The organism is Halomarina halobia (assembly GCF_029338575.1).
GTDB classification, from domain to species: Archaea; Halobacteriota; Halobacteria; order Halobacteriales; family Haloarculaceae; genus Halomarina; species Halomarina halobia.
The window spans coordinates 807,239-833,102 of record NZ_CP119992.1 but is presented as its reverse complement, the minus strand read 5'-3'; the positions used below and the strand labels follow the sequence as shown (position 1 = coordinate 833,102).

Sequence of the window (25,864 nt, the reverse complement as noted above, 5' to 3'; positions counted from 1 at the left end):
CGGGACCGAACGGGGATCGTCACCGCGGCTCGGTTTCGGTGTCCCCGTCGGGAGCATCCGTTCCCTCGACCGGGTCGATTCGTGTGAGGAACGCACGGACGGCGGCGGTGAAGGAGTCGGGATTGTCGAGGTTCGAGGCGTGGCCGGCGTGGGGTACCTCGTCGATCTCGACGTCCGAGAGGTGGACCGCCAACTCCGCCGCGTGGCGCTTTACGAACGGCAGTTCGTTCTCGCCGTACAGGACGAGCGTCGGGACGGTGATCGCCGAGAGGTCGATCGCCACCCCGTGAAACCGAGTCACCGACCGGATCACCTTGGCGAACTCGTCGGTGGCCATCTTCGGCCCCGTTTCGCGGAGCCGTTCGATCCGCTCGTAGTCGCCGCTGACGCCGCCGAAGAGTCGCTCCGTCAGCCACACGTTGGCCCGTTCGACCCGTTCGTATCCGACGAGTCGAACGGGAGGGATCAGCGCGTTCAACGCCACCCGGCGCAGGAACCACTCCCCGCGGGTGAGGATCCTCGGCGTGAACGTGTCGGCGAGGACCAGACCGGCGATCCGATCGGGATGCGCCGCCGCGTACGCCTGTGCGATCATCCCGCCCATGGAGAGTCCGCAGAGAACCGGCCGGTCGAGATCTAACGCGGTAACGAGGGCGTACAGATCCTCGGCGAGGAGGTCCATCGTGTACTCGGGTTCGCCAGAGCCGCCGGTCCGGCCGTGGCCGCGGACGTCGTAGACGATCGTCGCGTAGTCGTCGGCGAGCGCGTCCGCTTGTCGGTCCCACATCGCGTGATCGACGATCGAAGCGTGGACGAACACGATCGGCGGGCCCTCGCCGCGGCGCTCGTAGTACGTCTCGACGCCGTTCGTTCGCACTGTCGGCATGTGTCCCGCCTAGACGCGCTTGACCGGCATGAACGAGGGTCGCCGTCCTCGCACCTGGGACTCACCCCCACCCGAGAACGGGCGAAATACCCCGAGACGACCGACACGATGTGCGGATTCGGACCACTGGAGTGGAGGGCCGAACAGTTATTACACCGACATGCGTACGAGTGCTATGATACCACGGACCACTAGCGCGGCGCTCGACGATATCGAATTCCTCGCGCGGTCGGAACACCGGGTCACCGCGTTGGCAGCCCTGGCCCGGCGGCCCCAGAGTCGCGCCGACCTCCGGGCGATGACCGGCGTATCGCGGTCCACGATCAGGCGAACGCTGCACGAATTCGAAGACCGACACTGGGTCAGCAGGGACGGTAGACATTACGAGGCGACGCAGCTGGGCGCGTTCGTCGCGGCGGGGGTACAGGAGCTGATCGAGCGGGTCGAAATCGAGCGGGCATTCCGCGACGTCTGGCAGTGGCTTCCGGACGAGGAGAGCGGGTTCACGATCGAGATGTGTACTAACGCGGTCGTGACCGTCGCCGCGGCCGACGACCCGTACCGCCCGGTGAACCGGTTCGTCTCCCTGCTCCGAGAGACGGACGGGTTTCGCTTCGTCGGGTTCGACCTGGCCTTCCTCGAACCCTGTAAGGACGAGCTCTGCCGGCGGATCGTCGACGGCATGCGGACGGAGATCATCGACCCGCCGAGCGTTATCAATCACATCCGCTCGACCTACCCGGAGCGGTTCGCCGAAGCCCTGGAGAGCGGCAATCTCACGGTCTGGGTACACGACGACCTGCCGCCCTACGGCGTCGGAATCTTCGACGACCGGATCGCGATCAGCGGCTACGATCCAGACACCGGAACGGTCCACGTGTTAGTCGACACCGACGCGCCGGCGGCGCGCGAGTGGGCGGAATCAGTCTACAGGGTCTTCCGCCGCGAAATTCCGACGGTCGCTCTCGAAGACGACCGTGGAGTGACCCCACCGGCGCCGGGTGTGTAGTCGAGGCCGCGCTGACGCCTCCGCTGTGTGTCGCCGTCCGCGGCGCTCGGGACCGCGACGAATTCGACCGGGGACGTGAGACGTGATACAACGAGCGGACAGGCCCCCTGCAACTGGTGACCAGTTTTCACCGGCTGCGAGGCGGTCAGTGGCTGCCGGAACGGCACGAGATACCTATCTAACCTCCACGGTCGTATCACCTCTCGCCGAGAGGTGACCACCTATGGCGAAAGCACACAAACTCGATTGTGAGGCGGCGGCAGCCGACTGCCGGTTCATCATCCAATCGGAAGACGAAGAGGAGGCGGTCGAACTAGCCAGGAAGCACATGAAGGACGTCCACGGTCAGGAATACACGGACGAGGAACTTCGAGCGGATCACCTGCAAGTCGTATAGCACGAGTAGAAGACGATCACAGATGGCTAACACAGTCGATACAGTGGAACTCGAGCGTCGAGTGAAAGGCGTGTACCGGGCCGTCGCCGAGGCCCCCGACGAGGAGTATCACTTCGAAATGGGCCGCGTGCTGGCCGAGAGACTCGGCTACCGGAACGCGGATCTCGATCGGGTGCCCGCCGACGCCGTCGAGTCCTTCGCAGGGGTGGGTTATCACTTCGATCTCGCCGCCCTGCAGGAGAGCGACGCGGTGCTCGATCTGGGCAGCGGCTCGGGCACGGACGTCTTCGTCGCGGCGCTCCGCGTCGGCGACACCGGGAACGTGACCGGTCTCGATATGACCAAGGAGCAACTGGCGAAAGCGCGACAGCTCCGAGACGAGGTCGGACTCGACAACGTCGTCCTCGAGAGAGGGTACATCGAGGAGCTCCCCTTCGAGGACGGAACGTTCGACGCCGTGATCTCGAACGGTGTCATCAACCTCTCCGCCGAGAAGGAACGCGTCTTCGCGGAGGCGAGTCGCGTCCTCAAACCGGAGGGTCGGTTGGCGCTCTCGGACATCGTCAGCGAGACCGAGATGCCGGACAGCATCAAGACCAACGCGGACCTCTGGGCGGCGTGCATCGGTGGCATGCAGATCAACGACTACATCGACGTGATCGAAACGTCCGGCTTCGACGTGTTCGAACTCAGGGAGAATCCGCAGTACGAATTCACATCGGAGCAGGCACAGGGGGCGTGTCAGACGTACGGCGTGAAGAGCATCTCGCTCGGTGCCCGCAAGCGGTGACGGGCACGCGCGGGAGCACCGTTCGACGTGCCACCGATCTCGATTTCGGACCGGCGGACGATACGTCCCGCTAGCTACGGAGGCATGCGGAAGAGTGACATAGCTCGTCGGCGTAGTCTTCGGGTCGAAGAATCATGGAGACAGTCGCCTCAGCGGATGGGACTCCCATCGCGTTCGAACAGACGGGGAGCGGACCGCCGCTCGTGCTCGTCCACGGGACGACCGCGGACCACACCCGGTGGGTATCAGTTCTCCCCGCCCTCAAAGAACACTTCACCGTCTACGCAATCGACCGTCGTGGCCGGGGCGAGAGCGGCGATGCCGATGAGTACGCTCTTGAGCGAGAGTTCGAGGACGTGGCGGCGGTTGTCGAGTCGATCAATAACCCCGTGATCCTGCTCGGCCACTCTTACGGGGCGCTCTGTTCGCTGGAGGCAGCCCTGCGAACCGACAATCTGCACACACTCGTCCTGTACGAACCGCCACTGCCGGTCAGCGACCACGACCCCGACACCGAGGACGTACTCGACGAGATGACGGCCCTCGTGGACGACGGTGAGAACGAGCAGGCACTCGTACTGTTCTTCAGCGGGGTCGTCGGGATGCCCTCGGCGGAACTCGACGCGCTTCGCTCGGCACCGAACTGGCCGGCCCGCGTGGACGCTGCCCATACGGCCATCCGGGAGGAACGGGCGCGGAAGGGATATGAGTTCGATGCTGCACGGTTCGCAGGGTTGACCGCCCCGACTTTGCTGTTGTCCGGTAGTGAGAGCGCTCCGTTTCTCACGGACGCGACGGACGTACTCGACGACGCACTTCCGAACAGCCGGATCGCCGTCCTCGATGGGCAGGCGCACGCAGCGATGAATACCGCGCCGGAGCGCTTCATCGACGAAGTACTCGCGTTCGTCCGTGAATCGAGCTAACGGATCGACGATCATTCACCCCAGCTCCGGCAACTGTTCGATATGCTTGCTGCACCGAGCGGCTGTTCCATTCGATCTGAATAACGTTCGAACATCGTGTTGAGGAGAGATAGCGTTCATCGACGAGGAACGAAAGAGCACCTTCCGGAAGAAGGCTTGGCCACTCGACCAGCGATAGGATCTCTGAAACGCCCGAATTCGGCTACCTGCTCTCGCGCTGCTCGACCTTGTTCAACTCGATAGAATCCACCATGAACTCGGCTGAACGGATCGTCTGTCCCGAGTAGCGGGTAGAGAGACGAACAGGAGAACGAAACGTTACAGGTCGCGATTTTCGGTCCGAGTCAACCGTCCCCGCGTTGCTGTCGAAGCGTGGCCTTCGCGCGTTCGACGTAGGAGTTCGACGACCAGCTGCGGGCGTCACTCACCTCGGCTAAAAACGTCTTCGCGGTGTCGGGTGAGAGCGCGTCGTTCCGAACCATCGCGGTGAAGAGGGTCGGTGTCGTGACGAGGCGGGTTTCGACCAGCGAGGCGTAGACGAGCGCGAGTCGGTTGAACTCGTCACAGAGCAGTTGCACGGCGTCGATCTCGTTCGCCAGCGTGACCGCCGCGTTCTCGCCGTCGTCCAGTGGAAACGTCTCGTCCAGTTCGACGGAACGCACCTCGAACGCGGAGCGACGGTCGAGAACCGCTCGTGTCCCCTCGCCGGAGGCGTCGTCGTAGGACGCCGTCTCGGTGAGTTCGCCGACGACCTGCTCTGGGACGACCACGATGTGCGAATCGAGGAGGAGGTCGAGTGGGTTCGGTGAACTGTCCGCCACGGTTCCGAGGCTCACGAGGGCAGACGTGTCGGCGACTATCAGAACCATCTACGAGTCAGCCAGTTCCTCCGCGACTTCGTCCACGAACTCGTCGGTCAGTTGCGTTTTCAGCAGTCGGAAGTTGGCGGCCTCCTCGTGCCCGACGAGGTCTTTCAGTTCCTCGAACGTGATGTCGTCGTCGTAGTAGGCGTCCGCGATCTCTTGTTTCACCTCGTCGGAGTGCGCGGCGTCCCGTAGGTACTCCCGAAGCGCAGAGATGAGGATATCCGTCCGGTCCGTCTCGAACACCGCAGCGAGCGCGTCGGCCCGGTCCACCAGCCCTCGCGGTGCGCGGAACTGGACGCGCTTCTTCTCCGATCCGGAACTCATGTGTGTACATTGTGAGTGCAGGAGCAAAACGCTTGCCCTCTCGTCACTACCTCATCCTTCGGAGCCACCGAGAGGAGATATGGTGTTTTTCATCGAACCCGAATTGAAAGAGCAGCTATCGGAAGAATAGTTTTGAGGACTAAACGGGCCTCATACGACTTGTATTGCTGGATTTTGGATTACCGATTGCTCCTTTGCTCCACCTTGTTCAACTCGATCAGCAACCGGAAGACCGCCTTCACGAGGTTCGAGTCTACGTCGAACCGTTCGGCGTTCTCCCCCGCGCGGGCCATCACCTGTTCCTCCTGGGCCTCGTCGGTCGTTGCGAGCCCCCGCTCCTGTTTCACGTCGGCGATGGTCTCGGCGACGTAGGTGCGCTGGGCGATGAGTTCCACGATCTCCCGGTCGATGCTCTCTATCTCCTCTCGGAGCGCGTCGAGGCTCAGATCCTCCGAGCGCCCGTCTGTTGCGTTCTCGTCAACCATGTAGTTCCCTCGTAGGTGTTCCAGATATCTCGAACGGAGTCGAGTTCCTCCCGGTCGCCCACCGCGACGAAACTCGGGCCGGTTCCCGACAGCGAGACGCCCTCGGCGCGGGGCATCGCCGTCACGAGCGGATGCGCGGGGAAGTCGAGCGCGGCGCAGAAGGCGAGGCCGTTTACCGTCATCGCGCGGCCGTACTCGCCGTCCATCGCGAGGTCGGCGACGAGGTCGGCCATCGGCGCGACGCGCTTGCAGTTCGCCACGTCGGCGTCGGCGCTGAACGCCCGCTCGTCCGGCGTCCAGACGAGCACGTCCCACTCGACGGCGTCGCGCTTCAGCACCTCGTCGCGCTCGTTGTCGGTGACGGTAAGCCCGCCGAGCATGGACGCGCTGGCGTCGTCGAACGCCCCGGTGACGGTGACGCCCGCCTCGCGGGCGGCGCGCACGCCGATCCGGGCGGCGTCCTCGCGGTCGACCGTCGCGTCGCGGTCGCCGGCGTCGTCCGACGCGTCGACGCCGAGCGCGTCGAGCGCCGCGAGCACCGTCGCGTTGGCCGCGGCGCTCGAACTCTTCAGTCCCGCCGCCATCGGCACCTCGCTCTCGGTGCGGACGCGTCCGCCCCCTCCGTCGCCGAAGCGCTCGACGACGAGTTCGACGCACCGCTCGACGAGGCGGGTGTCGGCGTCCGGCGCGCCCGCGATCTCGCCGTCGACGCTCTCGCTGTCGGCGTCGAGTTCGACGGTCGCCGTCGTGTGCGCGTCGATGGCGAACGCGCTTCCGACGCCCGTGGCGAGCGCGTTGAGCACCGTCCCCGCGGCCGGGGCGGTCGCCCGTCCGATCTCGGTCACGGACGCTCATCGCCCGCGGGAGCACTTACCGCTGCTGGTCGCGGTAACGCCGCGCCGGTTCGGCCGGTCGCGTCGGACGCCGATCGTTCCGGATCCGCCCCGGCGGTCGCGAACGCGGCGCTTTTCCGCGCTCCGACGGAAGGGTGCGCATGGAGTTCCGCAGCGACATCGCGCCGGACACGCTCCCCGTCGAACTCGATCCCCAGGGCGTCGGCGTCGAGTACACGGACGGACGGGTGGCCTTCTATCACGGGGTCCCCGAGCGGACCGAGGAGTCCGTCCTCACGCCGCCGGGCAAGGACGTACACGTCCTCGTCACGGACCCGACGGGGACCCAGGGCGTCATGGTCTACGTGAACGACCGCAAGACCGCGGACGAGATCCTCGAGGACACCGGCGTCGGGCGCGTCCTGCTCGACCAGGGCGAGGAGTCCTCCGTCTTCCCCGGCGTCACCGTCAGGCAGCGACCGTACCGCGTGGAGGTGGAGGCGGACCTCGACGAGGTCGACGGGCGGGTGTTCGTCTTCGCGGAGGACGAGACGGGCGAGTTCTCGTGGGAACTCGTCGCGGCGGACGAGGCGTGAGAACGTCCGCCACCACGCTATTGAATGTAGGTCGGCTCTTCGGCGTTGCAGTGCTCCTCGTGGCGCTTCGCGTCGTCGCGGTTATCGAACATGAGCCCACAACCCTCACAGGAGTACCACGTCATGTCGTCCCGTTCGACCTGTGTCACCATACCCGGTACTCCCCGCCCCTCGCCTATAGCCGTTACCCCGGTGGGATAAAGTCGCCGGGGCGGAAAGGGCCGGTATGACACGCGGGGTCGATCTCACCGTCCAGGGGGCCGAAAAGCGCGACGCCGGCCGCGGCATCGCGCGCCTCTCGAACGCGACCTGTCGGACGCTCGGCATCCTGAGCGGCGAGACGGTGGTGATCGCGGGCGACGACGACCGCGAGACCGTCGCAAAGGTGTGGCCGGGCGGCGAGGACGGCGTCGTCCGCATCGACGCCGACACCCGCCGCAACGCGGGCGTGACGATCGGCGATACCGTCACCGTTCGGAAGGAGGCGGTCGAGGACGCCCGGAGCGTCACCGTCTCGCTGCCGAACACCCCCGAGCACGAGGACCTCCCCGAGTACGTCAAGCGGCGACTGCTCGACCGGCCGATCCGCGTCGACGAGCGCATCCACCTCGGGGGCATCGGCGACTACGCCGTCGTCTCGGCGACCGACCCGGACGGGACGGTGCGGATCTCCGACGACACCCGGGTGACGGTCGTCCCGGGGCAGGTCGCCGAGGGCCGATCGACCGGCGGGTCGTCGACTCCCGCGGGATCGGGATCCGCCGCCGGCACCGCCGGTGAATCCGGATCCGGATCCGGATCGGGGTCTGGGGCGGTGCCCCCCGCCGCGTCGACGCCGGCCGAGCCCGCCGCGAGCGACGTCACCTACGAGGACATCGGCGGACTCGACGAGGAACTCGACCTCATCCGCGAGATGATCGAACTCCCGCTGGCCGAGCCCGAGCTGTTCCGGCGGCTCGGCGTCGAGCCGCCGAAGGGCGTCCTCCTGCACGGGCCGCCCGGCACCGGTAAGACGCTCATCGCGAAGGCGGTCGCCAACGAGGTCGACGCCCACTTCATCACGATCTCGGGGCCGGAGATCGTCTCGAAGTACAAGGGCGAGAGCGAGGAGCGCATCCGGGAGAAGTTCGAGGAGGCGCGGGACAACGCCCCGACGATCCTCTTCATCGACGAGATCGACTCCATCGGCGGCGCGCGCGACGAGGACGCCGACATGGAGAACCGCGTCGTCGCGCAGCTCCTGACCGAGCTCGACGGGCTGCGCGGCCGCGACGAGATCGTCGTCATCGGCGCGACCAACCGCGTCGACACGATCGATCCGGCGCTCCGCCGCGGCGGCCGGTTCGACCGCGAGATCGAGATCGGCGTGCCGAACGAGGGGGGTCGCCGCGAGATCCTGGACGTGCACACCCGCGGCATGCCCCTCGCGGACGACGTGGACCTCGACGCGCTGGCCGAGCGCACGCACGGCTTCGTCGGCGCGGACGTGCGCTCGCTCACGACCGAGGCCGCGATGAGCGCGCTCCGGCGCTACCGCGACGAACGCGACGGCGGGGACGCCCCGGAGCTGGTCGTCACGCGCGCCGACTTCGAGTCCGCGATGGCCGCCGTGGACCCCAGCGCCATGCGCGAGTACGTCGTCGAGACGCCCCTCACCACCTTCGAGGACGTGGGCGGGCTGGCGGAGGCGAAGGCGACCCTCCGCGAGACCGTGCTGTGGCCCCTCTCCTACGAGCGGCTGTTCGCGGCGACGAACACTGCGCCCCCCTCGGGCATCCTCCTCTACGGTCCGCCGGGGACGGGAAAGACCCTGCTCGCGCGGGCCATCGCGGGCGAGAGCGAGGTGAACTTCATCCACGTCGCCGGCCCGGAACTCATCGACAAGTACGTCGGCGAGTCCGAGCGGGCCATCCGCGAGGTGTTCGAGCGCGCCCGCCAGACCGCCCCGACCATCGTCTTCTTCGACGAGATCGACGCGCTTGCAGGCCGACGCGGCGAGGGCCACGAGGTGACCGAGCGCGTCGTCTCCCAACTCCTGACCGAACTGGACGGGCTCGCCGCCAACCCGAACCTCGTCGTCCTCGCCGCGACGAACCGCTACGAGGTGCTCGACCCGGCGCTCCTCAGGCCCGGACGCCTGGAGGCTCACGTCGAGGTGCCGCTGCCCGACGAGGCCGCGCGGCGGGCCATCCTCGCGGTCCACACCGACGGCAAGCCCCTCGCGGACGACGTGGACCTCGACGAACTCGCCGCCGACACGGTCGGCTACTCCGGCGCGGAACTCGAGGCGCTGGTCCGGCAGGCGTCGCTGCTGGCGATCCGCGAACTCGCGGCGGAACTCGGCCCGGAGGAAGCCAACGAGCGCGCCGACGAGATCGACATCGACCGCGGCCACTTCGAGGACGCCCGCGCGAAGGTCGAGCCGCCGAGCGGGGGCCACTGAGCGGTTGACGGCTGCTCCCGGCCGTTACGCACGAGCAGGTACCACCCGAGGAGCGTCTCCCGACAGTTCCATTCACCTCCGGAGCGTAGGGGAGCGCTATGAACGCCGCCCGGCTGCTCGCTCCGGTCGTCTCGACGCTCGCGGTCTGCGCGTACGGACTGGTCGGCCGCTCGCGGCTGGACCCGGACGCCAGCTGGCCCGAGCGCCTGCACCGACGCTGGTTGCCCACGCTCGCGGCCCCCGCCGAGCGGTGGCTCCCGGGAACCGCCGCTCGGGAGGTGTCAGAGGACGAGTACGCGCTGACGCTCCCGCTCCCCCCCGAGCGCGTCGATCGACGGCTCCACGAGCGCGGGTTCGTGCGTCACCCCCTGGCCCGGGTGAAGACGCGGGAGGGCGTCGAGAGCGTCGGCTCGTGGGTCCTCCTCGATCACCTCCTCGCCCCGCGGATGCTCCACGCGATGCTGTTTGCGAGCGAGGACGGCGGGGCGACGCACGTCTACGCCCACGAGGAGTACTCCAGCCTGAACCCGCTGGTCGCGTACGCCCACTACGCGGGCGACGGACAGAGCGCCGCGGCGGGCGTCGCCAGAGTGCGTGAGCTACTCGCGTAAGACCGCGCTACGTTCGCCGTCACGCACAGAGCGCCTCCACGCGCTCGCGCAGCGCCGCTGGACCGGCGGCGATCGCGTCCGCGGCCGAGAGGTCCTGCGACTCGTTCGCGTCGGTTCGGTAGCCGACGCAGTACATCCCGGCGGCGGTCGCCGCGGCGACGCCGTGGGCCGAGTCCTCGACGGCGACGCACCGCTCGGGGGCGGCATCGAGGCGCGCGGCGGCGCGCTCGTACACGTCGGGCGCGGGCTTGCTCGGACCGTCGACGTCCTCCGCGCTCACGACCGCGTCGAACGCCCCGCGGAGGTCGAACCGATCGAGGACGAACCGGATCCAGCGGCGGGGCGACGAGGAGACGATCGAGAGCGCCGCGCCGCGCTCGCCCAGGCGCTCGCACAGCGGCTCGAACCCCTCGATGAGCGCGACGCGCTCCGTGTACAGTTCCTCCGCGGCCTCGTCGTACAGCGCGACGAACGCCGCCTCGCTCATCGTCGTCCCGTACTCCTCGGCGAGGTGGGCGTGGAGGTCGGCGACGTTCATCCCGGTGATGTCGCTCGCCGTCACGGTCCCCGACTCGACCGCCCGCGGGAGGATGCGCTCGTTCTCCAGGGGGGCCCAGTGGCGCTCGGAGTCGACGATCACTCCGTCCATGTCGAAGCAGACGGCGTCCATGTCCCGACGCTCGCGCGACGTGACGATAGTCGTACCGGAGGACGGCGTCGCTCGGGTTCGGTCGGTCAGCCCTCCCCGTCGACGATCGCGTCGGCCTCTATCTCGACCAGCATGTCGGGGTCGACGAGCCGGCTCACCTCGACCATGCTCGTCGCGGGCCGGATCTCGCCGAAGTACTCGGCGTGGGCGTTCGCGATCCGCTCCCAGTCGTCGATGTCGGTCACGAACAGTCGGGTCCGGACGACGTCCGCGAGGGAGGCGTCGGCCCGTTCGAGGGCCGCCTCGACGTTCTCGATCGCCCGAACGGCCTGCCGGTAGGGATCGCCGCGGCCGACGAGCGCGCCGTCCGCGTCGGTCGCCGTCGTGCCGGACACCCGGACGTGCGGCCCGACGCGGACGGCCCGCGAGTAGCCGACGCGTGGCTCCCACTCCGTCCCGCTCGAGACGCGGTGGCGCTCCATGCCCGCCCATCGCGCGGCCGAGGGATAGTCGTGGCGGCGTCCGGCCGCCAAAGCGCGGGGCTTTCCCCTCGACGTTCCGTCACGGAGAACGGAGAGGTTGTCGAGCGGAACTCCGAAGCCCTCGCGCTACGGACCTGCCCTTCGAGTCCACCGGAATGGACGCACCAGGCGGCAGTTCGGCGCTGGCTGGATCGAGCAACCGCCCCTGGCGGATTGAAAGGGCGAGCGCTCTCGGTCCCTCCCGGACGAAGCAAGCACTACAGCGAGCGACCGACGGGAGCGAGCGAATCGCGCAGCGAGGCCCGGAGCGGTCGAGAGCGCGAGGGCTTTCGAGAACTGATCCTCGGGTCGACCGCCGTAACGCCCACGTCCTACGTCTACTCGAACTGACGGAGTACACGACTCGTTTCGCAAATGTCGCTGTAAGCTCAATCCCAGAACGACTTCGTCCGTGCGTACTGGCGCTCCTGGGCGAGGATGTCGCGGTAGAAGTCGTCCTCGTTCTCGCGGAGCTTCGAGATGATGCGGGCGGCGTTGTGCGGGCCGACGCCGCGGGCCGCCAGCGCGATCACCGCCCGCTTGCCGTGGCTCTGGACGAGGCCGGCCGCGCGGTAGGCGCGCCGGGTCTGCCTCTCCTGCTCCTCGTCCTTCTCGGTCGCCCGGACGGCCGTCACCACCTCGTCGGCCCACGGGTTGAGCGCGGCGATCCGCGTCGACCCGCAGCGCGGGCACTCGGGCTGTTCGGGGACGCGCCTCACCTGCTGGGTGCGCGTCCACTCCCTGCAGTGGACGCAGAGCAGGAGAACGCGGTCCTCCTGAATGCGCTCGCGCACCGTCTCGACGACGCTCGCGTCGGCGTTCTCGGGGGCGAGGAGCTCCCGGCCTGACGAGCGGCCGCCGCGCCCGATCGACGTGCGCTCGTTGATCGCCTCGACGGCGACCTCGGCCGAGCGGATCCGGCCCAGGACGGTGCTCGCGGTCGGCACGTCGAGGTCCTCGTGGAGCACCTCCCGGACGGCCTCGTCGTAGATCGGCGTGTCGCGGAGCGCCTCGAGCAGGCGCGAGCGCCCGAAGCCGTTCGTCCCCCCGCGCCAGCGTTTGAGCGCGCCGAACTTCGCCGCGACCTGCGCGAGCTTGAACTTCAGCGCGTCGGCGTTCTTGAGTGACAGTTCGATGAGCGTCCGCACGTGGTCCGGGTCGGTCCCCTCGAGCACCTCGACCACGTCGTAGCCCGTCACGCCGCGGGGCACCTCGAGTTCGATCCGGTAGGGATCGACGTCCATCGCCACCGACGACCCGGTGCGCTGGCCGAGCAGCGCCGAGACGAGCCGCCCGAGCGTCTCGTTCGTGCGGTGGCCGAAGGCCGCGTTGACCACGACCTCGCGGCCGAAGAACTCGACGACGACGCGGTCCGCCGCGGGCACCGCCGCCTCGTGGGCCTCGACCTGTTTCAGGGCCTCGCCCGCCGTGTGCTCGTCCGTGGGGTACCGCTCGCCGAGCCAGCGGGCGACCGCAGCGCGCGACTCGCCCACGTCGAACCGCTCGCGCGCCCACGCCCGGAGGTCGGCTACCTCCTGGGCCACCGCGAACGGGACGGGGATCTCCTGGCCGGTCCAGGAGGGCACCTCGCCGGCGGGATCGCCGACGGGCGTCACCTTCACCTCCTCGTCCTCCTCGTCGACCTCCGTGATGCGCCACATCTCGCCGCGCTGGATGAACACCTCCCCAGGCGTGGCGAAGTTGACGACGAAGCGCTCGTCGAGCGTCCCCACCCCCCGCCCGGCGGCCATGTCGTACACGCGGTAGGTGGACTCGTCGGGGATCATCGAGAGGTTGGCGTAGACGTACTGCCACGTCCCGCTCGACTTCTCCAGCCGGTCGGCCGCCTCGTCGAGCCAGAGGATACGGTTCCCGGAGAGTTCGCGCACCACCTCGCGGAACGCCTCCGGTTCGAGGTCGCGAAACGGGTAGGCGCGGGTGACGATCTCGTACGCCCGCACCGCGTCGATCTCGCCGAAGTCCATCAGCAGGCCGGCGATCTGGTTCGCGACCGTGTCGAGGCTGCCGTGGTGGATGTTGGCGGGTTCGACCGCGCCGCGTCGCGCCCGGTCCGCGATGACCAGCGCCTCGAACGTGTCGTCCGGGCGCGTCGTGACGACCGTCCCCGAGGAGACCACGTCCCGGCGGTGGCCCGCCCGCCCCACGCGCTGGAGCAGGCGCGAGACCTGCCGCGGACTGGAGTACTGCACCACGTGGTCGATGCGCCCCACGTCGATGCCGAGCTCCATCGACGACGTGCAGAGGAGCGCGTCGATCCCCCCCGCCTTGAAGTCGTCCTCCACCTCGATCCGGGCCTCCTTCGAGAGCGAGCCGTGGTGGATGCCGATGTTGACGTCGAGCTCCTTGAACCGCGAGCCGAGCGCCTCCGCCGTCTGTCGGGTGTTGACGAACACGAGCGTCGACTCGTTTTCCTCGATCACGTCCCGGATCGCCCGGACGTGGCTCGCGACGTCGGGGTCGGTCATCAGCCGCCCGGCGAGGCGCTCGTCCTCCGGCGTGACCTCGGGCGTGAGCACGTGCAGGTCGAGCTCGCTTCCAACGTCGACCTCCACGACGGCGCATCCCCGGTCGCCCGTGAGGAACTTCCCGACCTCCTCCGGGTCCCCCACCGTCGCCGAGAGGCCGACGCGCTGGAAGTCCCCGGCGAGTTCGTACAGCCGCTCCAGCCCGACGGTCAACTGCGCGCCGCGCTTCGAACTCGCCAGCTCGTGCACCTCGTCGACGACGACGTGGCGCACGTCCGCGAGCGCCCGCCGGAGCTTCTCGCCCGTGAGCATCGCCTGGAGCGTCTCGGGCGTCGTCACGAGCACGTCGGGCGGATCGTTCGCCTGCTGCGTGCGGCGGTACCGCGAGGTGTCGCCGTGGCGGACGTCGATGTCGAGGTCCAGCTCCTCGCCCCACCACTCCAGGCGCTCGCGCATGTCGCGGTTCAGCGCCCGCAGCGGCGTGACGTAGAGCGCCGAGACGCCGTGGACGCCCGTCGATTCGTCGGCCTTCCGCCGCACGACGGCGTCGAGCACCGGCAGCATCGCCGTCTCGGTCTTCCCCGTCCCGGTCGGCGCGATGACGAGCGCGTTGCGCCCGGCGACCAGGGCGGGGATCGCCCGGCGCTGGGGCTCCGTGGGCGTCTCGAACCCCCGCTCCGACAGCGCCGCCCGCACCCGGTCGCCGAGGTGCGTGAACGCGTCCATCCCCGCCGCCACCTCGCGCTCACTCATTCGGTTTCGGTAGGATCTTCGGCCGATTAAGGCCTGCGTGTTCGCGGTTGGCACGGTCGTTCGCGGGACGCGGTCCGGGCGTCGACACGTTCGGGCGCTCCCGTACGCCGCGGCCTGTCGCCTCGGCGCACCGGTTCGGACGGACCACCGTCACACCCGCGTGTACTCCCCCAGCCGCGTCCCGTCGAGCAGATACGCCTGCGCGCCGTCCATCCCTTCCGGGAGGAACGGCGCGAGGAAGCCCTGGCCGGCGTTCGTCCACGTCCCGCCGAGCAGGTCGTTGAACGCCGGGCAGACGACGAGTTCGCCGTCGATCTCCACCGACCCGTGAAACGCCTCGAACGGCGCGGGGTTCAGGCGGCCGCGGAGCCACGCGCGCTCGGCGCGGCTGCCGCCCACCTCGTCCTCCAGGCGGACCATCGGGTGCTCGTGACCCATCGCGACCACGTCCGCCCGGAGCACGTCCGGGCCGGGCCACGTGTGGCCGTGGACGAGGCCGACCCGCCCGAACCGCGCGCCGCAGCTCGGGGTCGTCTCGACGGAGTGGGCGGCGTCGATCGCATCGATCACGTCCTCGAGGCCGCCGTCGTGGTTCCCCCGCACCACGGTGACGGGTACGCGCGCCACGACCGCCGACAGCAGGCGCTCCAGCTCGCGGCGCTCCTCGCGGCCGGGCGCGCCGATGGCGTTCCCGAGGTCGCCGAGGAAGACGGCGCGCTCCGCGTCGGTGCGCGAGAGCAGGTCGAGCACCGCCTCGCGTCGCTCCTCGGCGCGGCTGCGCAACTCGACGCCGTCGTACCGGAGCGCGACCTCGAGGCCGGCGTGGTAGTCGGCGACGACGAGCGCGCGGTCCCCGTCGAGCGTCGCGACGGCCGCCGGCTCCCCCGGGACCGGCTCGAACACCGCTAGATGGGCTTGAGGCGGTCGTCACTCGGCTCGTAGCACTGGCCGCTCATCAGCGCGTCCTGTATCGCGTCCTCGATTTCGTCCTCGCCCGCGCCGGTGGCGTCGGCCACCCGCCCGATCAGCTCCTCGCGCGGCGCGCCGTCGCCGTCGTCCAGCTCGCGCATCGTCGCCAGCAGGACCTCCTCGAGGTCGAACTCCTCGGCCGGTTCGTCCCCTGCTGGCTCGTCGGATCTCCCCGCGGGCTCGGGCTCCTCGGCGGGTTCGTCGCCCACCTCCGCCGCGAGTTCGCGGTCGGAGTCGAGATCGGGTTCCCCCTCGGCGGTGGTCTCCGCCTCGGCCTCGGATGCGGGTTCCGGCTCGGGCTCCGGTTCCGCCTCGGACGCGCCCTCGGGTTCGGCGGCGGGCGTCTCGGGTTCGATGTCGGCCTCACCCGCCGGTTCGACATCGCCGCCGCTCGAGAACTCCGTGCCGAACTCCTCCTCGACCTCCTGGCGGGTCTCCTCGTCGAGCTCGAAGTCGTCCGGATCGAACTCGCCCGGGTCGAAGTCGCCGAGTTCGTCCTCCGCGGTCGGTTCACCCTCGGCGGCCGCGTCCTCCGCGGCGTCTTCCGGCTCGGCGGCGGGCTCGGAGTCGGCGGTCGGTTTGGGGGCGGCGGACGCCGATTCGGCCTCCGCGGATTCGGGTTCCGGCTCGGGTTCGGCCTCCCGCTCCTCGGCCGCCGCCTCGGACTCGGCGTCCGCGTCCGCCGCCGTCCGCTCCGTCGTCTCGGGCTCGGGGTCGGCCTCCGACGCCGACTCGGTCTCCGCTGTCCGCTCCATCTCCGCCACGTCGGTGCTGGTCGCCATCGTGCCCGGTGCGACCGCTTCCGCGTCGAGGTCGAGAGCCACGTCGACGGCGGGCGCGAACGGTTCGTCGCCGCCCTCGTCGGGCGCGACGGCGAGGTCGCCCACCTCGTCCACCTCGTCGGCGACGAGGCGCGCGGCGTCGAGCGCGAGGTCCTGTAGCGCCGCGAGGTAGCCCCGTGTGGTGCCGTACTGCTCCATCGCGATCGGGATGCCGGCGGCGAGGCTCGCGTCCACGCCGGCCTCGGAGAGCGCCTCGCGCAGCCCCGACCCGCTCAGCCCGGAGTCGAGCGCCGCCGCGACGGTGGCGACGCGTTCGAGCGTCCGCTCCGCGGCGTTGACCGTCCAGCGGTCGCGCGTGTCGGCGTCGATCTCGCTCATGCTCTCCGGGCGCACGGAGGTGTAGACGACCTCGGAGTCCTCCGGCTGGAAGGTGCGGGCCTTGCCGGTCACGGCGACGAACGCGGGCGGTTCGACGCGGTCGAGAAACGCCATCGCCTCGGGCTGGTACTGCCCGGCGTAGACGACGAACGCGCCCGTCGGGTCCACGACCCGCGCCCGGAGGACGTTCTCGCCCGCCTGCGTCACCTCGGTGACGACGCCCGCGGCGAACAGTCGGTTGACCCGCGCGCCCGTCGGCGTAACGACGTAGTTCGGCGCGCGCTCCTCGTCGCTCTCGGAGTAGGAGTACTCCGCGTCGTTGAACTCGGCGGCGAACAGGCGGTGGGCGACCTCCCGGCGGCCGGGCGCGGAGCTCACGCGCTCACCTCCGTCAGGAGCGCCCGAGCGCGTTCGCCGGGGTCCTCCTCGACGAGGTCGAACTCGCTCGCGTCGAGGTTCGCGCCGTACTCGTCCACGGAGAGCACCCCGCGGACGCGGTACTCCTTGCCGACGACGCGCTCCGCGATGTCGTCGGCGACGACCTCCTTGTCCATCGCGTCGCGGGCGTGCTCGAGGGCGTCCGCGAGCGTCCCGCCGTAGACCTCCTCGGTGAGGTCGCGGTCGAGGACGGCGGTCACGGTGCCCGTCCCGTCGTCGAGGATGGCCTTCACGCGCAGGTCGTCCACGCCGTCGACCTCGCCGTGGCTGCGACACTGGCCGTTCTGGATGACGCGGTTGCACTCCGGGCAGCGCTGGATGAGCCCCGAGCCGTCGCGCACGTCGAGCAGGTTGCCGACGAGTTCGACGTCGAACGCGCCGCCCTCGGCGACCGCCTCCCCGACGGCCCTGCGCGGGGCCGCGTCGCTCACCTCGACCGCCCGGTCGAGCGGCGTCACCGTCGTGAACTCCGAGAGGTTGACCGAGGGGACGCCGCGGAACTCGCGGACGTAGCAGTTCTCGAGCCGGAGCGACGCGCCCTCGGCGACGTCGGGGTGCGGGTTCCAGTCGGTGAACGGCAGGCGGGCGGTCTCGTCGGCCAGCACGCCGCTCAGGATGTCCGTCGGGCCGTCCCGTCCGTCGATGGTGCGCGACTCCACTTCGAGGACGACGGCCTCGACGTTGACGCCGCGGTCGCCGGGATCGAGGTCCGCGAGCGACGCGTCGCCGCCGATCTCGTAGGGGACCGAGAGCGTCTCGTCCTCGAACGTGACGTCGGTGCTCTCGCCGAGGTTGAGCTCCGGTTCGCCCTCCCACTCGCGGACGCCCGCGTTCCCGGCGGTGATCGTCGCGCCCGGTTCGAGGCCGAAGTCGGTCCAGGCGGTGTAGGAGATCCTCCCGCTCTCGTCGGCGAGTTCGCCCTCGAAGATGGTGTAGTCGTCGCCCTGGTAGCGGATGGTCCGCTTGCCGACGGTGAGGACGCGGGCGGTGACGGTCACGCTCGCGTCCTCGGTCGTGACGTCGCCGATCGACCTGGCGGCGGGGGCCGCCCCGCCGCCCCCTCCGCCGTACTTCCGGCGGAGGCTCTGGACGGCCTCGTCGATCGGTACGTCGTACTCCAGGAGGTTCTGCAGGTCTGCTTTGACCTCCTCGTTGTCTGCGCCGAGGTCGGAGGCGAGTGCCTCGGCACGGTCGTCGATGTCCATCGGGAGAGCATTACCCGGTCTGTACTAAAAGCGTTCGCACGATCGCGATCCGAAATTCCGATACCCCTCGGCGGTACACTCACTCCATGCACGTCCTCGTCAACGCCGCGATGAGCGCCGACGGGAAGCTGTCGACCCGACGGCGCGAGCAGGTGCGCATCAGCGGCGACGACGACTTCGCCCGCGTGGACCGCCTGCGGGCGGCGGCCGACGCCGTGATGGTCGGCGTCGGCACCGTCCTCGCGGACGATCCCTCGCTCGTTCGGTTCGATCGCAAGCACCGCCAACGGGTCGGGAAGTCGGGCGTCCCCGCCCGCGTCGTGGCCGACTCCCGGGCGCGGACGCCCCCCGACGCGGAGATCCTCCGGGGCGACGCGCCGACCTACGTCCTCGCGAGCGAGGCCGCCCCCGCGGACCGCCGCAGGGCGCTCGTCGGGGCGGGAGCGGGACTCGTCGTCGCCGGGGAGGGGCGCGTGGACCTCGCCGCGGCGCTCGGCGCGCTCTCCGACGACGGCGTCGCCGACCTCCTGGTCGAGGGGGGCGGCGAACTGATCTTCTCGCTGGTCGAGGCGGGCCTCGTGGACGAACTGTCGGTGTTCGTCGGCCCCCTCCTGATCGGCGGCCGGGACGCACCGACGCTCGCCGACGGCGAGGGGTTCGTCGACGACTTCCCCCGCCTCGAACTCGACGACGTGGAACTCCTCGACGGCGGTGCGGTGCTCCGCTGGAGCCTCGCGGAGTGATCCCCCGACGGCGCGGAGAACTAGTGCTGGTGGCCCGTCGCCTCGCCGAAGGACATCCCGAAGCGCTCCTCGAAGAGGTCCATCGTGGTGCCCTCGATGGCCTGCAGGCGCTCGTCGGTCTCGCCCTGGCCGTGCGCGACGGTCGCGTGGATTCGCTGGGCGCAGGACATGAGCGCGAGGTCGCCGACGACCTCGGCGGCGCTCTGGCCGTCCTCGGCGAGGAGGTCGAGCAGGTGCGAGGGGAGCGTCACGTCGTCCTCGCCGTCGGGCGATTCGATGGTGACCAGAACCGTGTCGTCTTTCGTCGTCATGGATCCGCTTGACGGTGCGAACGTAAACCTCTGCTGGGTCAGGACGCGCCGCTCGCACGGTTACGCCGGGGTACGCGGACTGACGATCGCCGAGTGGACGGGGTCGGCGATCGGAGTTCAGCGGCGAGCGGTCCGTCAGTCGTCCGACTCGGCCGCCGCAGCTTCGGCCGGTCGCTCGGCGCGGTCGAGTTCGTCGAGGTAGTCGTCGGCGTCGAGCGCTGCCATCACGCCCAGGCCGCCCGCGGTGGCCGCCTGCTGGTAGTGGAAGTCCACCACGTCGCCCGCGCCGAAGATCCCGGGGACGGCGGTGGCCGTCTGACCGCCACCGCGGCCGCCCTTCGTGAGGAGGTAGCCCTCATCGTCGAGTTCGACGCCTGCGTCGGTCAGGTAGTCGGTGTTGGGCGTGTGGCCGATCGCGAGGAAGACGGCCCCGACGTCGAAGTCGAACTGCTCCGTGTCGGGGTCGTCGAGCTTCTCCGCGGGGTGGCCCTCGGGGTTCCGAACGAGGGTGACGTGCGAGACGCCTTCCTCCCGGCTGCCGTGGATCTCGCGCACCTCGGTGTTGAGCAGAAGCTCGACGTTCCCCTCCTCGACCTGCTCCATCGTGCGGTCGATCCAGTAGTCCTCCGCGCGGAACTCCTCGCGGCGGTGGGCGACGTAGACCGTGTCGGCGAACTTCGTGAGGAAGTTGGCCTCCTCCATCGCGGCGTCGCCCCCGCCGACGACGAGCATGTCCTCGCCGCGGAAGAACGCGCCGTCGCACGTCGCGCACGTCGAGACGCCGTAGCCCATCAGCAGGTCCTCGCCGGGGACGCCGAGCGTGCGCGCGCTCGCGCCCGAGGCGGCGATGAACGCGTCGGCGGTGTAGACGTCGCCGTTCGTGAGGTCGACCCGGAAGGGACCCCCCTCCTCGCGCTCGACGCGCTCGACGACGCCGTGCTCGATCTCCGTGCCGAAGCGCTCTGCCTGCTGGCGCATGTTCTGGACGAGTTCCGGGCCGCTGATGCCCTCGGGGAAGCCGGGGTAGTTGGCCACGTCCGTCGTGAGCGTCAGCTGGCCGCCGGGCTCGCGTCCCTCGAGGACGAGCGGATCGTTGTTCGCCCGCGCCGCGTAGATGGCGGCGCTGAGGCCCGCGATACCCGATCCGGCGACGACGAGCCGGCGGTGGGAGGCGTCGGTCATGTCCCACCCTACACCCCGAACGGGCTTTGTAGCTTGCGCACGAGTACGGCGGGCGCACACTCGCGCCCGTCGACCGTTGGCGAGCGAGAGCACGCGACCGGGGGCGAGCGAGATTGCGAGCAGGGGGGAGCGAACGGAAGCTTGACGCCGACGGCCGCGCCAGGTGCGGCCGTGACTCCCGAGGACCTCCGCGCGTCGATCCCCGCACTCGAGGACGGCGTCTACCTGAACACGGGGGCGTCCGGCCCCTGCCCCGAGCCGGTGATCGAGGCGACGACCGACTACGTCCGGTACCACGAGGCCGACGCGCCGACCGGCGAGGGGGCGTACCCGGCCGCCTTCGACACCTTCGAGGAGACGCGGGAGCGCGTCGCCGACTTCCTCGGCGCGTACCCCGCCGAGATCGCCCTCGCGTCGAGCACCGCGGACGGCATCAGCCGGATCGCCGCGAGCGTCGACTGGCGACCCGGGGACGTCGTCGTCCGCACCGACCTCGAACACTCCGCCGGCGTCCTCCCGTGGTGGAACCTCGAGCGCCGCGGCGTCGAGACGCGCGTGCTCGAAACCGAGGGCGGGCGCGTCGACCGTGACGCCTACGCGGAGGCCGTCGAGGACGCCCGCCTCGTCTGTTTTAACTCCATAACGTGGAACTACGGGACGCGCCTGCCCGTCGGCGACCTCGTGGACGTCGCCCGCGACGCCGGCGCGCTGGTGCTCGTCGACGCCGTGCAGTCGCCCGGTCAGACCCGCGTGGACGTACACGAGTGGGGCGCGGACTTCGCGGCCGCGGCGGGACACAAGTGGCTGCTCGGGCCGTGGGGCGCGGGCTTCCTCCACGTCCGCGAGGACGTGATCGGCGACCTCCAGCCCGCGACGGTCGGGTACCGGAGCGTCGAGGAGCCGGACGCCGACGAGCCGACGCTCAAGCCGGGCGCGGCGCGCCTGGAGGTCGGGACGACCAATCCCGCGCCCTACGTCGGCCTGCGAGCGGCGATGGACCTGATCGAGTCGGTGGGGTTCGACGCGATCGAGTCGCACGTCGCGGGACTCGCGGAGCGGCTGATAGACGGCCTCGGCGACCGGCACCTCGGCCCCGCCGAGCCCGAGTCCGGGCTGGTCACGTTCGAGGCTGACGACCCGGAGGCGACGGTCGAGCGCCTCGCGGCCGAGGGAATCGTCGTCCGGTCGCTCCCCCACCCTGACGCGGTCCGGGCGTCGCTGCACGTCTTCAACGCCGAATCGGACGTGGAGGCGCTGCTCGACGCGCTCTGAGGTGACTTCCGCTACCGATTTCCGTCTCCGCGCCGCCCCTCGGGACATGGCCGCCGACCTGGAGGAGAAGACGGACCGCTACGAGCGATTGCTGGCCGAGGCGCTCGACGCCGCCACCGTCGCCGTCCCCGAGGGGTCGCCGCTGGCCGACGCCGCCGCGGAGTACCGCGAGATGGCGCGGTCCTACCTCGACGACGGGCGGCACTTCCGCGAGCGCGGCGACCTCGTGAACGCCCTCGCGTCGTTCTCGTACGGCCACGGGTGGCTGGACGCCGGCGCGCGCGTCGGACTGTTCGACGTACCCGACGAGGGACACCTGTTCACCGTCTGAGAGGGAGTATCGTAGGCGTTCATCGATTCTCTCCGAGAGGCTCGAACACCGTACCCGGTCGAGACCCGCTGTGTTTCCGGCTGGCTACGATACTCCCTATGAGCCCCCGTTCGAAGCCCGCTCCTCACGCCCATCCCCACTCTCGCGCCAGTTCGTACACCTCGTAGGCGAAGACGGCGAGGACGAGCGCGATCGACCCCCAGGCGAGCGCGGCGAACGCGAGCGGCGAGAGGATCATCGCTGGCCTCCGCGTTCGCGCGCTCCCTCGCCCGCCTGTCCGCCGTCGGCGACCGGGTCCGACTCGTCGAGGCGGGTGATCTCGCGGTCGAGGCGGCCGAGGTCGAAGCGCGTCCCGGAGGCGAGCGCGGCGAGCGCCGTCAGTCCGCCAGAGACGGCCGCAGCGCCGATGAACGCGTTGAAGAACGACGCTTCGAGGGGGAGTACCTGGAGCGGCGCGGGCGTGAGCGGGAAGAGCATCCCGCCGACGGCGAGGCCGACCGCGCTGGCTACGAACGCCCCGAGGCCGGTGAGCCGTCGGGAGTACAGCCCCGCGAGCAGGGGGACGAACGTGGCCGTCGCGAGCAGGTCGGCGACGAAGAACACCGTCAGGACGCTGTACCCCTGGGCGGCGACGAAGACGCCCGCGAGCGCGACGACGACGGTGAGCAGCCGCGCGGCGAGCGTGAGCGTCCGGTCCCCGGCGTCGACGAGCCTCGGCAGGTCGGCCGTGACGACGCTCGCGATGGCGTTGAACAGCGTGTCGGCGCTGCTCGTCACGAGGAGCACGGCGAGGACGACCACCGCGAGGACGATCGGCTCGGCGAACGCGTCGCGAACGACGACGAAGAACGCCACGCTCGCGCGGTCGGTCCCGACGCCCTGCCCCCGGGCGACGAGGCCGAACAGCCCGGCGACGAACACCATCGGGACCACCGCGACCGCCGCGAGGAGGAACGATCGGCGGAGCGTCCCGTCGTCGTCGGCCGCGTAGATGCGCTGCCACCACGCCTGGTTCAACATCTCCGCGGCGAGGATGGCGACGATCACGTACGCGCCGAACTCGATCCCCGCGGCGAAGCCCGGGTCGAGCAGCGACGGGTCGGCGGCGACCACCTGCGAGTGGATCTCGTCGGTGCCGCCGAGCGAGAGGAGCGCCGCGCCGAAACCCACCGCGAGCAGCGGGAGGATGACGAGCGTCTGCACCGCGTCCGTGAAGATACTCGCCTTGAGGCCGCCGTAGGCGGTGTAGAGCAGGACCGCCCCGCCGACGACGACCGCCGTCTGCCACGCCGGGACGCCGGCGACGACCTCGAGGCCGCCGGCGATGCCGGTCAGCTCCGCCGCGAGGAAGGTGAACATGTACGCGACGCTGATGACGAGTACGAACGCGTACATCGTCGGCCCGTAGCGGACGTAGGCGTACTCGGTGAGGCTGTGTCCCTCCGGGATGAGGCGGCGGATCCGCGGGCCGAGGACGGAGTACGCGGCGAGCGGGACCGCGCTCCCGAGGGCGTACCCAACGACGGCGGAGAGCCCGCCGAAGGCCGCCCCCGCCTCCGCGGGGGAGAACAGTATCCACGCCCCCATGCTGGAGGCGACGATGGTCGCCGTTAGCGATCCACCTCCGACCGTGTTCCGCGCCGAGATGAAGTCCTCGACGCCCTCGATCCCGCGGCGCGACGCGGCGATCCCCGCCGCGGCCGTCAGCGCGACGACGACGAACGTGACCGCGAGCGCGACCCCGGCGCTCACCACCGCCGCTCACCACCCAGTGTCCGTGTCATTATCGAGTGGTACTAACTAGTTATACAAAGGCGTGACGACGCGCGCGCACCCGTCGAGAATAGCGAAAATCTAATAAACTAACTCCCGGCCGATTTCCAACTGCTGACCGAGCGACTGTACGAGTCACCCTGCCTCCGTCTGACGTTTTTCGAGATCAGAAATTCGGAACGTTTAAATACTTTGCTCCCTAACTGAGGGTGAAGAGCCCCTGCGGGGAGTCTCCCTCTTCTCTCCCCCCGCAGCGACCTGAATCCCCCATAACCACCATGACAGATACGACAATCCGAACCTACAACGGAGAGGTATCCGAGGCGGAAGCCGAGACCGAGGAGGTCGAGTCGGAGACGACTTGCCCCGAGTGCGGCGGCCGACTCGTGACCGATACCGAGCACGGCGAGACGGTGTGCACGGACTGCGGCCTCGTCGTCGAGGAGGACAGCATCGACCGCGGCCCCGAGTGGCGCGCCTTCGACTCCGCCGAGCGCGACCGGAAGTCCCGCGTCGGCGCACCCACCACCACGATGATGCACGACAAGGGGCTGTCGACCAACATCGGCTGGCAGGACAAGGACGCCTACGGGAAGGCCCTGTCCTCGCGCCAGCGCGCGAAGATGCAGCGGTTGCGCACGTGGAACGAGCGCTTTCGCACCCGCGACTCCAAGGAGCGCAACCTGAAACAGGCGCTCGGCGAGATCGACCGCATGGCCAGCGCGCTCGGCCTCCCCGAGAACGTGCGCGAGACCGCCAGCGTCATCTACCGCCGCGCGCTCAACGAGGACCTGCTGCCCGGCCGCTCGATCGAGGGCGTCGCCACCGCCGCGCTCTACGCGGCGGCGCGCCAGGCCGGCACCCCCCGCAGCCTCGACGAGGTGACGATGGTATCGCGCATCGACAAGATGGAGCTCACCCGGACGTATCGGTACATCATCCGCCAGTTGAACCTGGAGATCAAGCCGGCGGACCCGGAGAGCTACGTCCCGCGCTTCGCCAGCGACCTCGACCTCTCCGACGAGGTCGAACGCCGCGCCCGCGAACTGCTGCGCAACGCCCGCGACACCGGGCTGCTGAGCGGTAAGTCCCCGGTGGGGCTCGCGGCGGCGGCGATCTACGCGGCGGCGCTGCTCTCGAACGAGAAGGTCACCCAGAGCCAGGTCTCGGAGGTCGCCAACATCTCCGAGGTCACCATCCGCAACCGGTACAAGGAACTCCTCGAGGCGAGCGAAGTCACTGCGGCTCTCTGACGCGGGTCAAGCTTTTTGTGGACGGCCGGCCCACTTCGTGGCATGCCGACCGAAACGTACGTTCGGTTGCTCTGCCCCGAGTGCGGCAAACAGTGGGAAGCAGCCCCCCGCGACCTCCCGGCGCACAAGGACTCCTTTCACTGCCCGAACTGTCACGCCACGCGTCGGATGGCCGAGTTCACGCGCACCGAGCGCGACCTCGAGACGCTGAAGCAACTCGGCTGATAGTCGCCCTTTCGAGCCGATTAACCGCTGAGTAACCCTCGATTAACCCCCGTATTTTCGGTTAACCGGAGGTTGCGTTAACCGGCCGTCTCACGCCTTCTCCGACAGGAATGTGCTAACGGTACTCAGGGTAATACTATATGCCCCCAGTCGTTATCGAGTGCTGAGCATGAAGAAGCAGGAGCTCATTCACCTTCATGGCCTGCTCGCACAGGTACGCGACTACTACCAGCAGCAGACTAGCAACGACATAGAACACGAGATGTACGACGAACTCGGTGTCCGTCCGACATCTATACACAAATCGAAGACGGAACACAAGCGGGCTGTTTTCGCGCTCGCCACCGGGGTCACGTCCGAACTGGAGACGGTCGACGAGCAGCCTGTTTCGGCAGCCGCCGACTGAGTTCTCAACTCGGTATCTCCG

The 25,864-nt window shown here is 69.5% G+C and carries 28 protein-coding genes; 13 read left to right on the top strand and 15 right to left on the bottom strand.

Features of this window, described 5'->3' with window-relative positions; genetic code table 11:
* Positions 1-19: 19 nt before the first annotated feature.
* Positions 20-886: an alpha/beta fold hydrolase gene (locus P1K31_RS04485; protein ID WP_276305083.1), complete on the bottom strand. Its 867-nt coding sequence runs from the start codon at positions 884-886 to the stop codon at positions 20-22.
* A gap of 175 nt (positions 887-1,061) precedes the next feature.
* Between P1K31_RS04485 and P1K31_RS04480 the strand changes: the two genes are divergently transcribed.
* From P1K31_RS04480 to P1K31_RS04465, 4 genes are all read left to right on the top strand, one after another.
* Positions 1,062-1,895, top strand: a complete 834-nt coding sequence (locus tag P1K31_RS04480; protein WP_276305082.1) for a helix-turn-helix transcriptional regulator — start codon at positions 1,062-1,064, stop codon at positions 1,893-1,895.
* Between the two features lie 223 nt (positions 1,896-2,118).
* Positions 2,119-2,292, top strand: a complete 174-nt coding sequence (locus P1K31_RS04475) for a DUF1059 domain-containing protein (protein ID WP_276305081.1) — start codon at positions 2,119-2,121, stop codon at positions 2,290-2,292.
* Positions 2,293-2,314: 22 nt separating this feature from the next.
* Positions 2,315-3,082, top strand: a complete 768-nt coding sequence (locus tag P1K31_RS04470; protein WP_276305080.1) for a methyltransferase domain-containing protein — start codon at positions 2,315-2,317, stop codon at positions 3,080-3,082.
* Between the two features lie 203 nt (positions 3,083-3,285).
* On the top strand, positions 3,286-4,008 hold the full coding sequence (locus P1K31_RS04465) for an alpha/beta fold hydrolase (protein WP_276305079.1): 723 nt from the start codon (positions 3,286-3,288) through the stop codon (positions 4,006-4,008).
* A 344-nt stretch (positions 4,009-4,352) separates the two neighbouring features.
* Here the strand turns inward: P1K31_RS04465 and P1K31_RS04460 are convergent, their stop codons facing one another.
* The 4 genes from P1K31_RS04460 to P1K31_RS04445 all read right to left on the bottom strand — a co-directional run bounded on the left by P1K31_RS04460 (position 4,353) and on the right by P1K31_RS04445 (position 6,528).
* Positions 4,353-4,877 (bottom strand): PIN domain-containing protein, encoded by a 525-nt coding sequence (locus P1K31_RS04460; RefSeq protein ID WP_276305078.1) that lies wholly within the window; start codon positions 4,875-4,877, stop codon positions 4,353-4,355.
* Positions 4,878-5,198 (bottom strand): hypothetical protein, encoded by a 321-nt coding sequence (locus P1K31_RS04455; protein WP_276305077.1) that lies wholly within the window; start codon positions 5,196-5,198, stop codon positions 4,878-4,880.
* A gap of 179 nt (positions 5,199-5,377) precedes the next feature.
* The gene (locus P1K31_RS04450; protein ID WP_276305076.1) at positions 5,378-5,683 is read right to left on the bottom strand and encodes a chorismate mutase; all 306 of its coding nucleotides are present in this window, start codon (positions 5,681-5,683) and stop codon (positions 5,378-5,380) included.
* Positions 5,641-6,528: a shikimate kinase gene (locus tag P1K31_RS04445; RefSeq protein ID WP_368410833.1), complete on the bottom strand. Its 888-nt coding sequence runs from the start codon at positions 6,526-6,528 to the stop codon at positions 5,641-5,643. The genes P1K31_RS04450 and P1K31_RS04445 overlap by 43 nt, the downstream gene beginning before the upstream one ends.
* A 149-nt stretch (positions 6,529-6,677) precedes the next feature.
* On the opposite strand from P1K31_RS04445, the gene P1K31_RS04440 reads away from it, so the two are divergent.
* Complete coding sequence (locus P1K31_RS04440) at positions 6,678-7,112, top strand: DUF5796 family protein (RefSeq protein WP_276305075.1); 435 nt, start codon at positions 6,678-6,680, stop codon at positions 7,110-7,112.
* A gap of 17 nt (positions 7,113-7,129) precedes the next feature.
* On the opposite strand, the gene P1K31_RS04435 is transcribed toward P1K31_RS04440, so the two are convergent.
* Complete coding sequence (locus P1K31_RS04435) at positions 7,130-7,264, bottom strand: DUF7128 family protein (protein ID WP_276305074.1); 135 nt, start codon at positions 7,262-7,264, stop codon at positions 7,130-7,132.
* Positions 7,265-7,338: 74 nt separating this feature from the next.
* Here P1K31_RS04435 and P1K31_RS04430 point away from each other — a divergent pair, with 74 nt between their 5' ends.
* Complete coding sequence (locus P1K31_RS04430) at positions 7,339-9,555, top strand: AAA family ATPase (RefSeq protein ID WP_276305073.1); 2,217 nt, start codon at positions 7,339-7,341, stop codon at positions 9,553-9,555.
* A 98-nt stretch (positions 9,556-9,653) separates the two neighbouring features.
* A complete protein-coding gene (locus tag P1K31_RS04425; RefSeq protein WP_276305072.1) occupies positions 9,654-10,166 on the top strand; it encodes a hypothetical protein in 513 nt (170 codons plus the stop codon).
* Positions 10,167-10,185: 19 nt separating this feature from the next.
* Here the strand turns inward: P1K31_RS04425 and P1K31_RS04420 are convergent, their stop codons facing one another.
* The 6 genes from P1K31_RS04420 to P1K31_RS04395 form a co-directional block, all read right to left on the bottom strand.
* Entirely contained in the window at positions 10,186-10,836 is a 651-nt protein-coding gene (locus P1K31_RS04420; RefSeq protein WP_276305071.1) for an HAD family hydrolase, read from the bottom strand.
* Positions 10,837-10,901: 65 nt separating this feature from the next.
* Positions 10,902-11,297 (bottom strand): RidA family protein, encoded by a 396-nt coding sequence (locus P1K31_RS04415; RefSeq protein WP_276305070.1) that lies wholly within the window; start codon positions 11,295-11,297, stop codon positions 10,902-10,904.
* A gap of 428 nt (positions 11,298-11,725) precedes the next feature.
* Positions 11,726-14,575 carry a DEAD/DEAH box helicase gene (locus tag P1K31_RS04410; RefSeq protein ID WP_276305069.1) on the bottom strand — a complete coding sequence of 950 codons (2,850 nt, stop codon included), beginning with the start codon at positions 14,573-14,575 and terminating at the stop codon, positions 11,726-11,728.
* Positions 14,576-14,725: 150 nt separating this feature from the next.
* Positions 14,726-15,478, bottom strand: coding sequence for a metallophosphoesterase (locus tag P1K31_RS04405; protein ID WP_276305068.1), 753 nt, complete (start codon positions 15,476-15,478; stop codon positions 14,726-14,728).
* Positions 15,479-15,480: 2 nt separating this feature from the next.
* Positions 15,481-17,082 (bottom strand): RPA family protein, encoded by a 1,602-nt coding sequence (locus P1K31_RS04400; RefSeq protein WP_276305067.1) that lies wholly within the window; start codon positions 17,080-17,082, stop codon positions 15,481-15,483.
* Positions 17,079-18,347 carry a Single-stranded DNA binding protein gene (locus P1K31_RS04395; RefSeq protein ID WP_276305066.1) on the bottom strand — a complete coding sequence of 423 codons (1,269 nt, stop codon included), beginning with the start codon at positions 18,345-18,347 and terminating at the stop codon, positions 17,079-17,081. The genes P1K31_RS04400 and P1K31_RS04395 overlap by 4 nt, the downstream gene beginning before the upstream one ends.
* Positions 18,348-18,433: 86 nt before the next feature.
* On the opposite strand from P1K31_RS04395, the gene P1K31_RS04390 reads away from it, so the two are divergent.
* Positions 18,434-19,090, top strand: coding sequence for a 2,5-diamino-6-(ribosylamino)-4(3H)-pyrimidinone 5'-phosphate reductase (locus tag P1K31_RS04390; RefSeq protein ID WP_276305065.1), 657 nt, complete (start codon positions 18,434-18,436; stop codon positions 19,088-19,090).
* Positions 19,091-19,110: 20 nt separating this feature from the next.
* Here the strand turns inward: P1K31_RS04390 and P1K31_RS04385 are convergent, their stop codons facing one another.
* Positions 19,111-19,401 (bottom strand): DUF7545 family protein, encoded by a 291-nt coding sequence (locus P1K31_RS04385; protein WP_276305064.1) that lies wholly within the window; start codon positions 19,399-19,401, stop codon positions 19,111-19,113.
* A gap of 135 nt (positions 19,402-19,536) precedes the next feature.
* Positions 19,537-20,583: an NAD(P)/FAD-dependent oxidoreductase gene (locus tag P1K31_RS04380; RefSeq protein ID WP_276305063.1), complete on the bottom strand. Its 1,047-nt coding sequence runs from the start codon at positions 20,581-20,583 to the stop codon at positions 19,537-19,539.
* Between the two features lie 171 nt (positions 20,584-20,754).
* On the opposite strand from P1K31_RS04380, the gene P1K31_RS04375 reads away from it, so the two are divergent.
* Together P1K31_RS04375 and P1K31_RS04370 are read left to right on the top strand one after the other, a co-directional pair.
* Positions 20,755-21,855: an aminotransferase class V-fold PLP-dependent enzyme gene (locus P1K31_RS04375; RefSeq protein WP_276305062.1), complete on the top strand. Its 1,101-nt coding sequence runs from the start codon at positions 20,755-20,757 to the stop codon at positions 21,853-21,855.
* Between the two features lie 46 nt (positions 21,856-21,901).
* Entirely contained in the window at positions 21,902-22,186 is a 285-nt protein-coding gene (locus P1K31_RS04370; RefSeq protein WP_276305061.1) for a DUF357 domain-containing protein, read from the top strand.
* 234 nt (positions 22,187-22,420) lie between these two features.
* Here the strand turns inward: P1K31_RS04370 and P1K31_RS04365 are convergent, their stop codons facing one another.
* Positions 22,421-23,941, bottom strand: a complete 1,521-nt coding sequence (locus P1K31_RS04365; RefSeq protein WP_379801543.1) for a sodium:solute symporter family transporter — start codon at positions 23,939-23,941, stop codon at positions 22,421-22,423.
* Positions 23,942-24,237: 296 nt separating this feature from the next.
* Here P1K31_RS04365 and P1K31_RS04360 point away from each other — a divergent pair, with 296 nt between their 5' ends.
* The 3 genes from P1K31_RS04360 (at position 24,238) to P1K31_RS04350 (ending at position 25,843) form a co-directional block, all read left to right on the top strand.
* Positions 24,238-25,212 (top strand): transcription initiation factor IIB, encoded by a 975-nt coding sequence (locus P1K31_RS04360; protein ID WP_276305059.1) that lies wholly within the window; start codon positions 24,238-24,240, stop codon positions 25,210-25,212.
* 42 nt (positions 25,213-25,254) lie between these two features.
* Positions 25,255-25,437, top strand: a complete 183-nt coding sequence (locus P1K31_RS04355; RefSeq protein ID WP_276305058.1) for a DUF7836 family putative zinc-binding protein — start codon at positions 25,255-25,257, stop codon at positions 25,435-25,437.
* A 169-nt stretch (positions 25,438-25,606) separates the two neighbouring features.
* Positions 25,607-25,843, top strand: a complete 237-nt coding sequence (locus P1K31_RS04350; RefSeq protein ID WP_276305057.1) for a UPF0058 family protein — start codon at positions 25,607-25,609, stop codon at positions 25,841-25,843.
* The last annotated feature ends 21 nt before the right edge of the window (positions 25,844-25,864 follow it).

Excerpts from the sequence above, each read along its gene's own strand:
- P1K31_RS04485 (WP_276305083.1), bottom strand. The coding sequence starts at position 886 with ATGCCGACAGTGCGAACGAACGGCGTCGAGACGTACTACGAGCGCCGC.
- P1K31_RS04480 (WP_276305082.1), top strand. The coding sequence starts at position 1,062 with ATGATACCACGGACCACTAGCGCGGCGCTCGACGATATCGAATTCCTC.
- P1K31_RS04475 (WP_276305081.1), top strand. The coding sequence starts at position 2,119 with ATGGCGAAAGCACACAAACTCGATTGTGAGGCGGCGGCAGCCGACTGC.
- P1K31_RS04470 (WP_276305080.1), top strand. The coding sequence starts at position 2,315 with ATGGCTAACACAGTCGATACAGTGGAACTCGAGCGTCGAGTGAAAGGC.
- P1K31_RS04460 (WP_276305078.1), bottom strand. The coding sequence starts at position 4,877 with ATGGTTCTGATAGTCGCCGACACGTCTGCCCTCGTGAGCCTCGGAACC.
- P1K31_RS04455 (WP_276305077.1), bottom strand. The coding sequence starts at position 5,198 with ATGAGTTCCGGATCGGAGAAGAAGCGCGTCCAGTTCCGCGCACCGCGA.
- P1K31_RS04450 (WP_276305076.1), bottom strand. The coding sequence starts at position 5,683 with ATGGTTGACGAGAACGCAACAGACGGGCGCTCGGAGGATCTGAGCCTC.
- P1K31_RS04440 (WP_276305075.1), top strand. The coding sequence starts at position 6,678 with ATGGAGTTCCGCAGCGACATCGCGCCGGACACGCTCCCCGTCGAACTC.
- P1K31_RS04435 (WP_276305074.1), bottom strand. The coding sequence starts at position 7,264 with ATGGTGACACAGGTCGAACGGGACGACATGACGTGGTACTCCTGTGAG.
- P1K31_RS04430 (WP_276305073.1), top strand. The coding sequence starts at position 7,339 with ATGACACGCGGGGTCGATCTCACCGTCCAGGGGGCCGAAAAGCGCGAC.
- P1K31_RS04425 (WP_276305072.1), top strand. The coding sequence starts at position 9,654 with ATGAACGCCGCCCGGCTGCTCGCTCCGGTCGTCTCGACGCTCGCGGTC.
- P1K31_RS04420 (WP_276305071.1), bottom strand. The coding sequence starts at position 10,836 with ATGGACGCCGTCTGCTTCGACATGGACGGAGTGATCGTCGACTCCGAG.
- P1K31_RS04415 (WP_276305070.1), bottom strand. The coding sequence starts at position 11,297 with ATGGAGCGCCACCGCGTCTCGAGCGGGACGGAGTGGGAGCCACGCGTC.
- P1K31_RS04410 (WP_276305069.1), bottom strand. The coding sequence starts at position 14,575 with ATGAGTGAGCGCGAGGTGGCGGCGGGGATGGACGCGTTCACGCACCTC.
- P1K31_RS04395 (WP_276305066.1), bottom strand. The coding sequence starts at position 18,347 with ATGGACATCGACGACCGTGCCGAGGCACTCGCCTCCGACCTCGGCGCA.
- P1K31_RS04390 (WP_276305065.1), top strand. The coding sequence starts at position 18,434 with ATGCACGTCCTCGTCAACGCCGCGATGAGCGCCGACGGGAAGCTGTCG.
- P1K31_RS04385 (WP_276305064.1), bottom strand. The coding sequence starts at position 19,401 with ATGACGACGAAAGACGACACGGTTCTGGTCACCATCGAATCGCCCGAC.
- P1K31_RS04380 (WP_276305063.1), bottom strand. The coding sequence starts at position 20,583 with ATGACCGACGCCTCCCACCGCCGGCTCGTCGTCGCCGGATCGGGTATC.
- P1K31_RS04370 (WP_276305061.1), top strand. The coding sequence starts at position 21,902 with ATGGCCGCCGACCTGGAGGAGAAGACGGACCGCTACGAGCGATTGCTG.
- P1K31_RS04360 (WP_276305059.1), top strand. The coding sequence starts at position 24,238 with ATGACAGATACGACAATCCGAACCTACAACGGAGAGGTATCCGAGGCG.
- P1K31_RS04355 (WP_276305058.1), top strand. The coding sequence starts at position 25,255 with ATGCCGACCGAAACGTACGTTCGGTTGCTCTGCCCCGAGTGCGGCAAA.
- P1K31_RS04350 (WP_276305057.1), top strand. The coding sequence starts at position 25,607 with ATGAAGAAGCAGGAGCTCATTCACCTTCATGGCCTGCTCGCACAGGTA.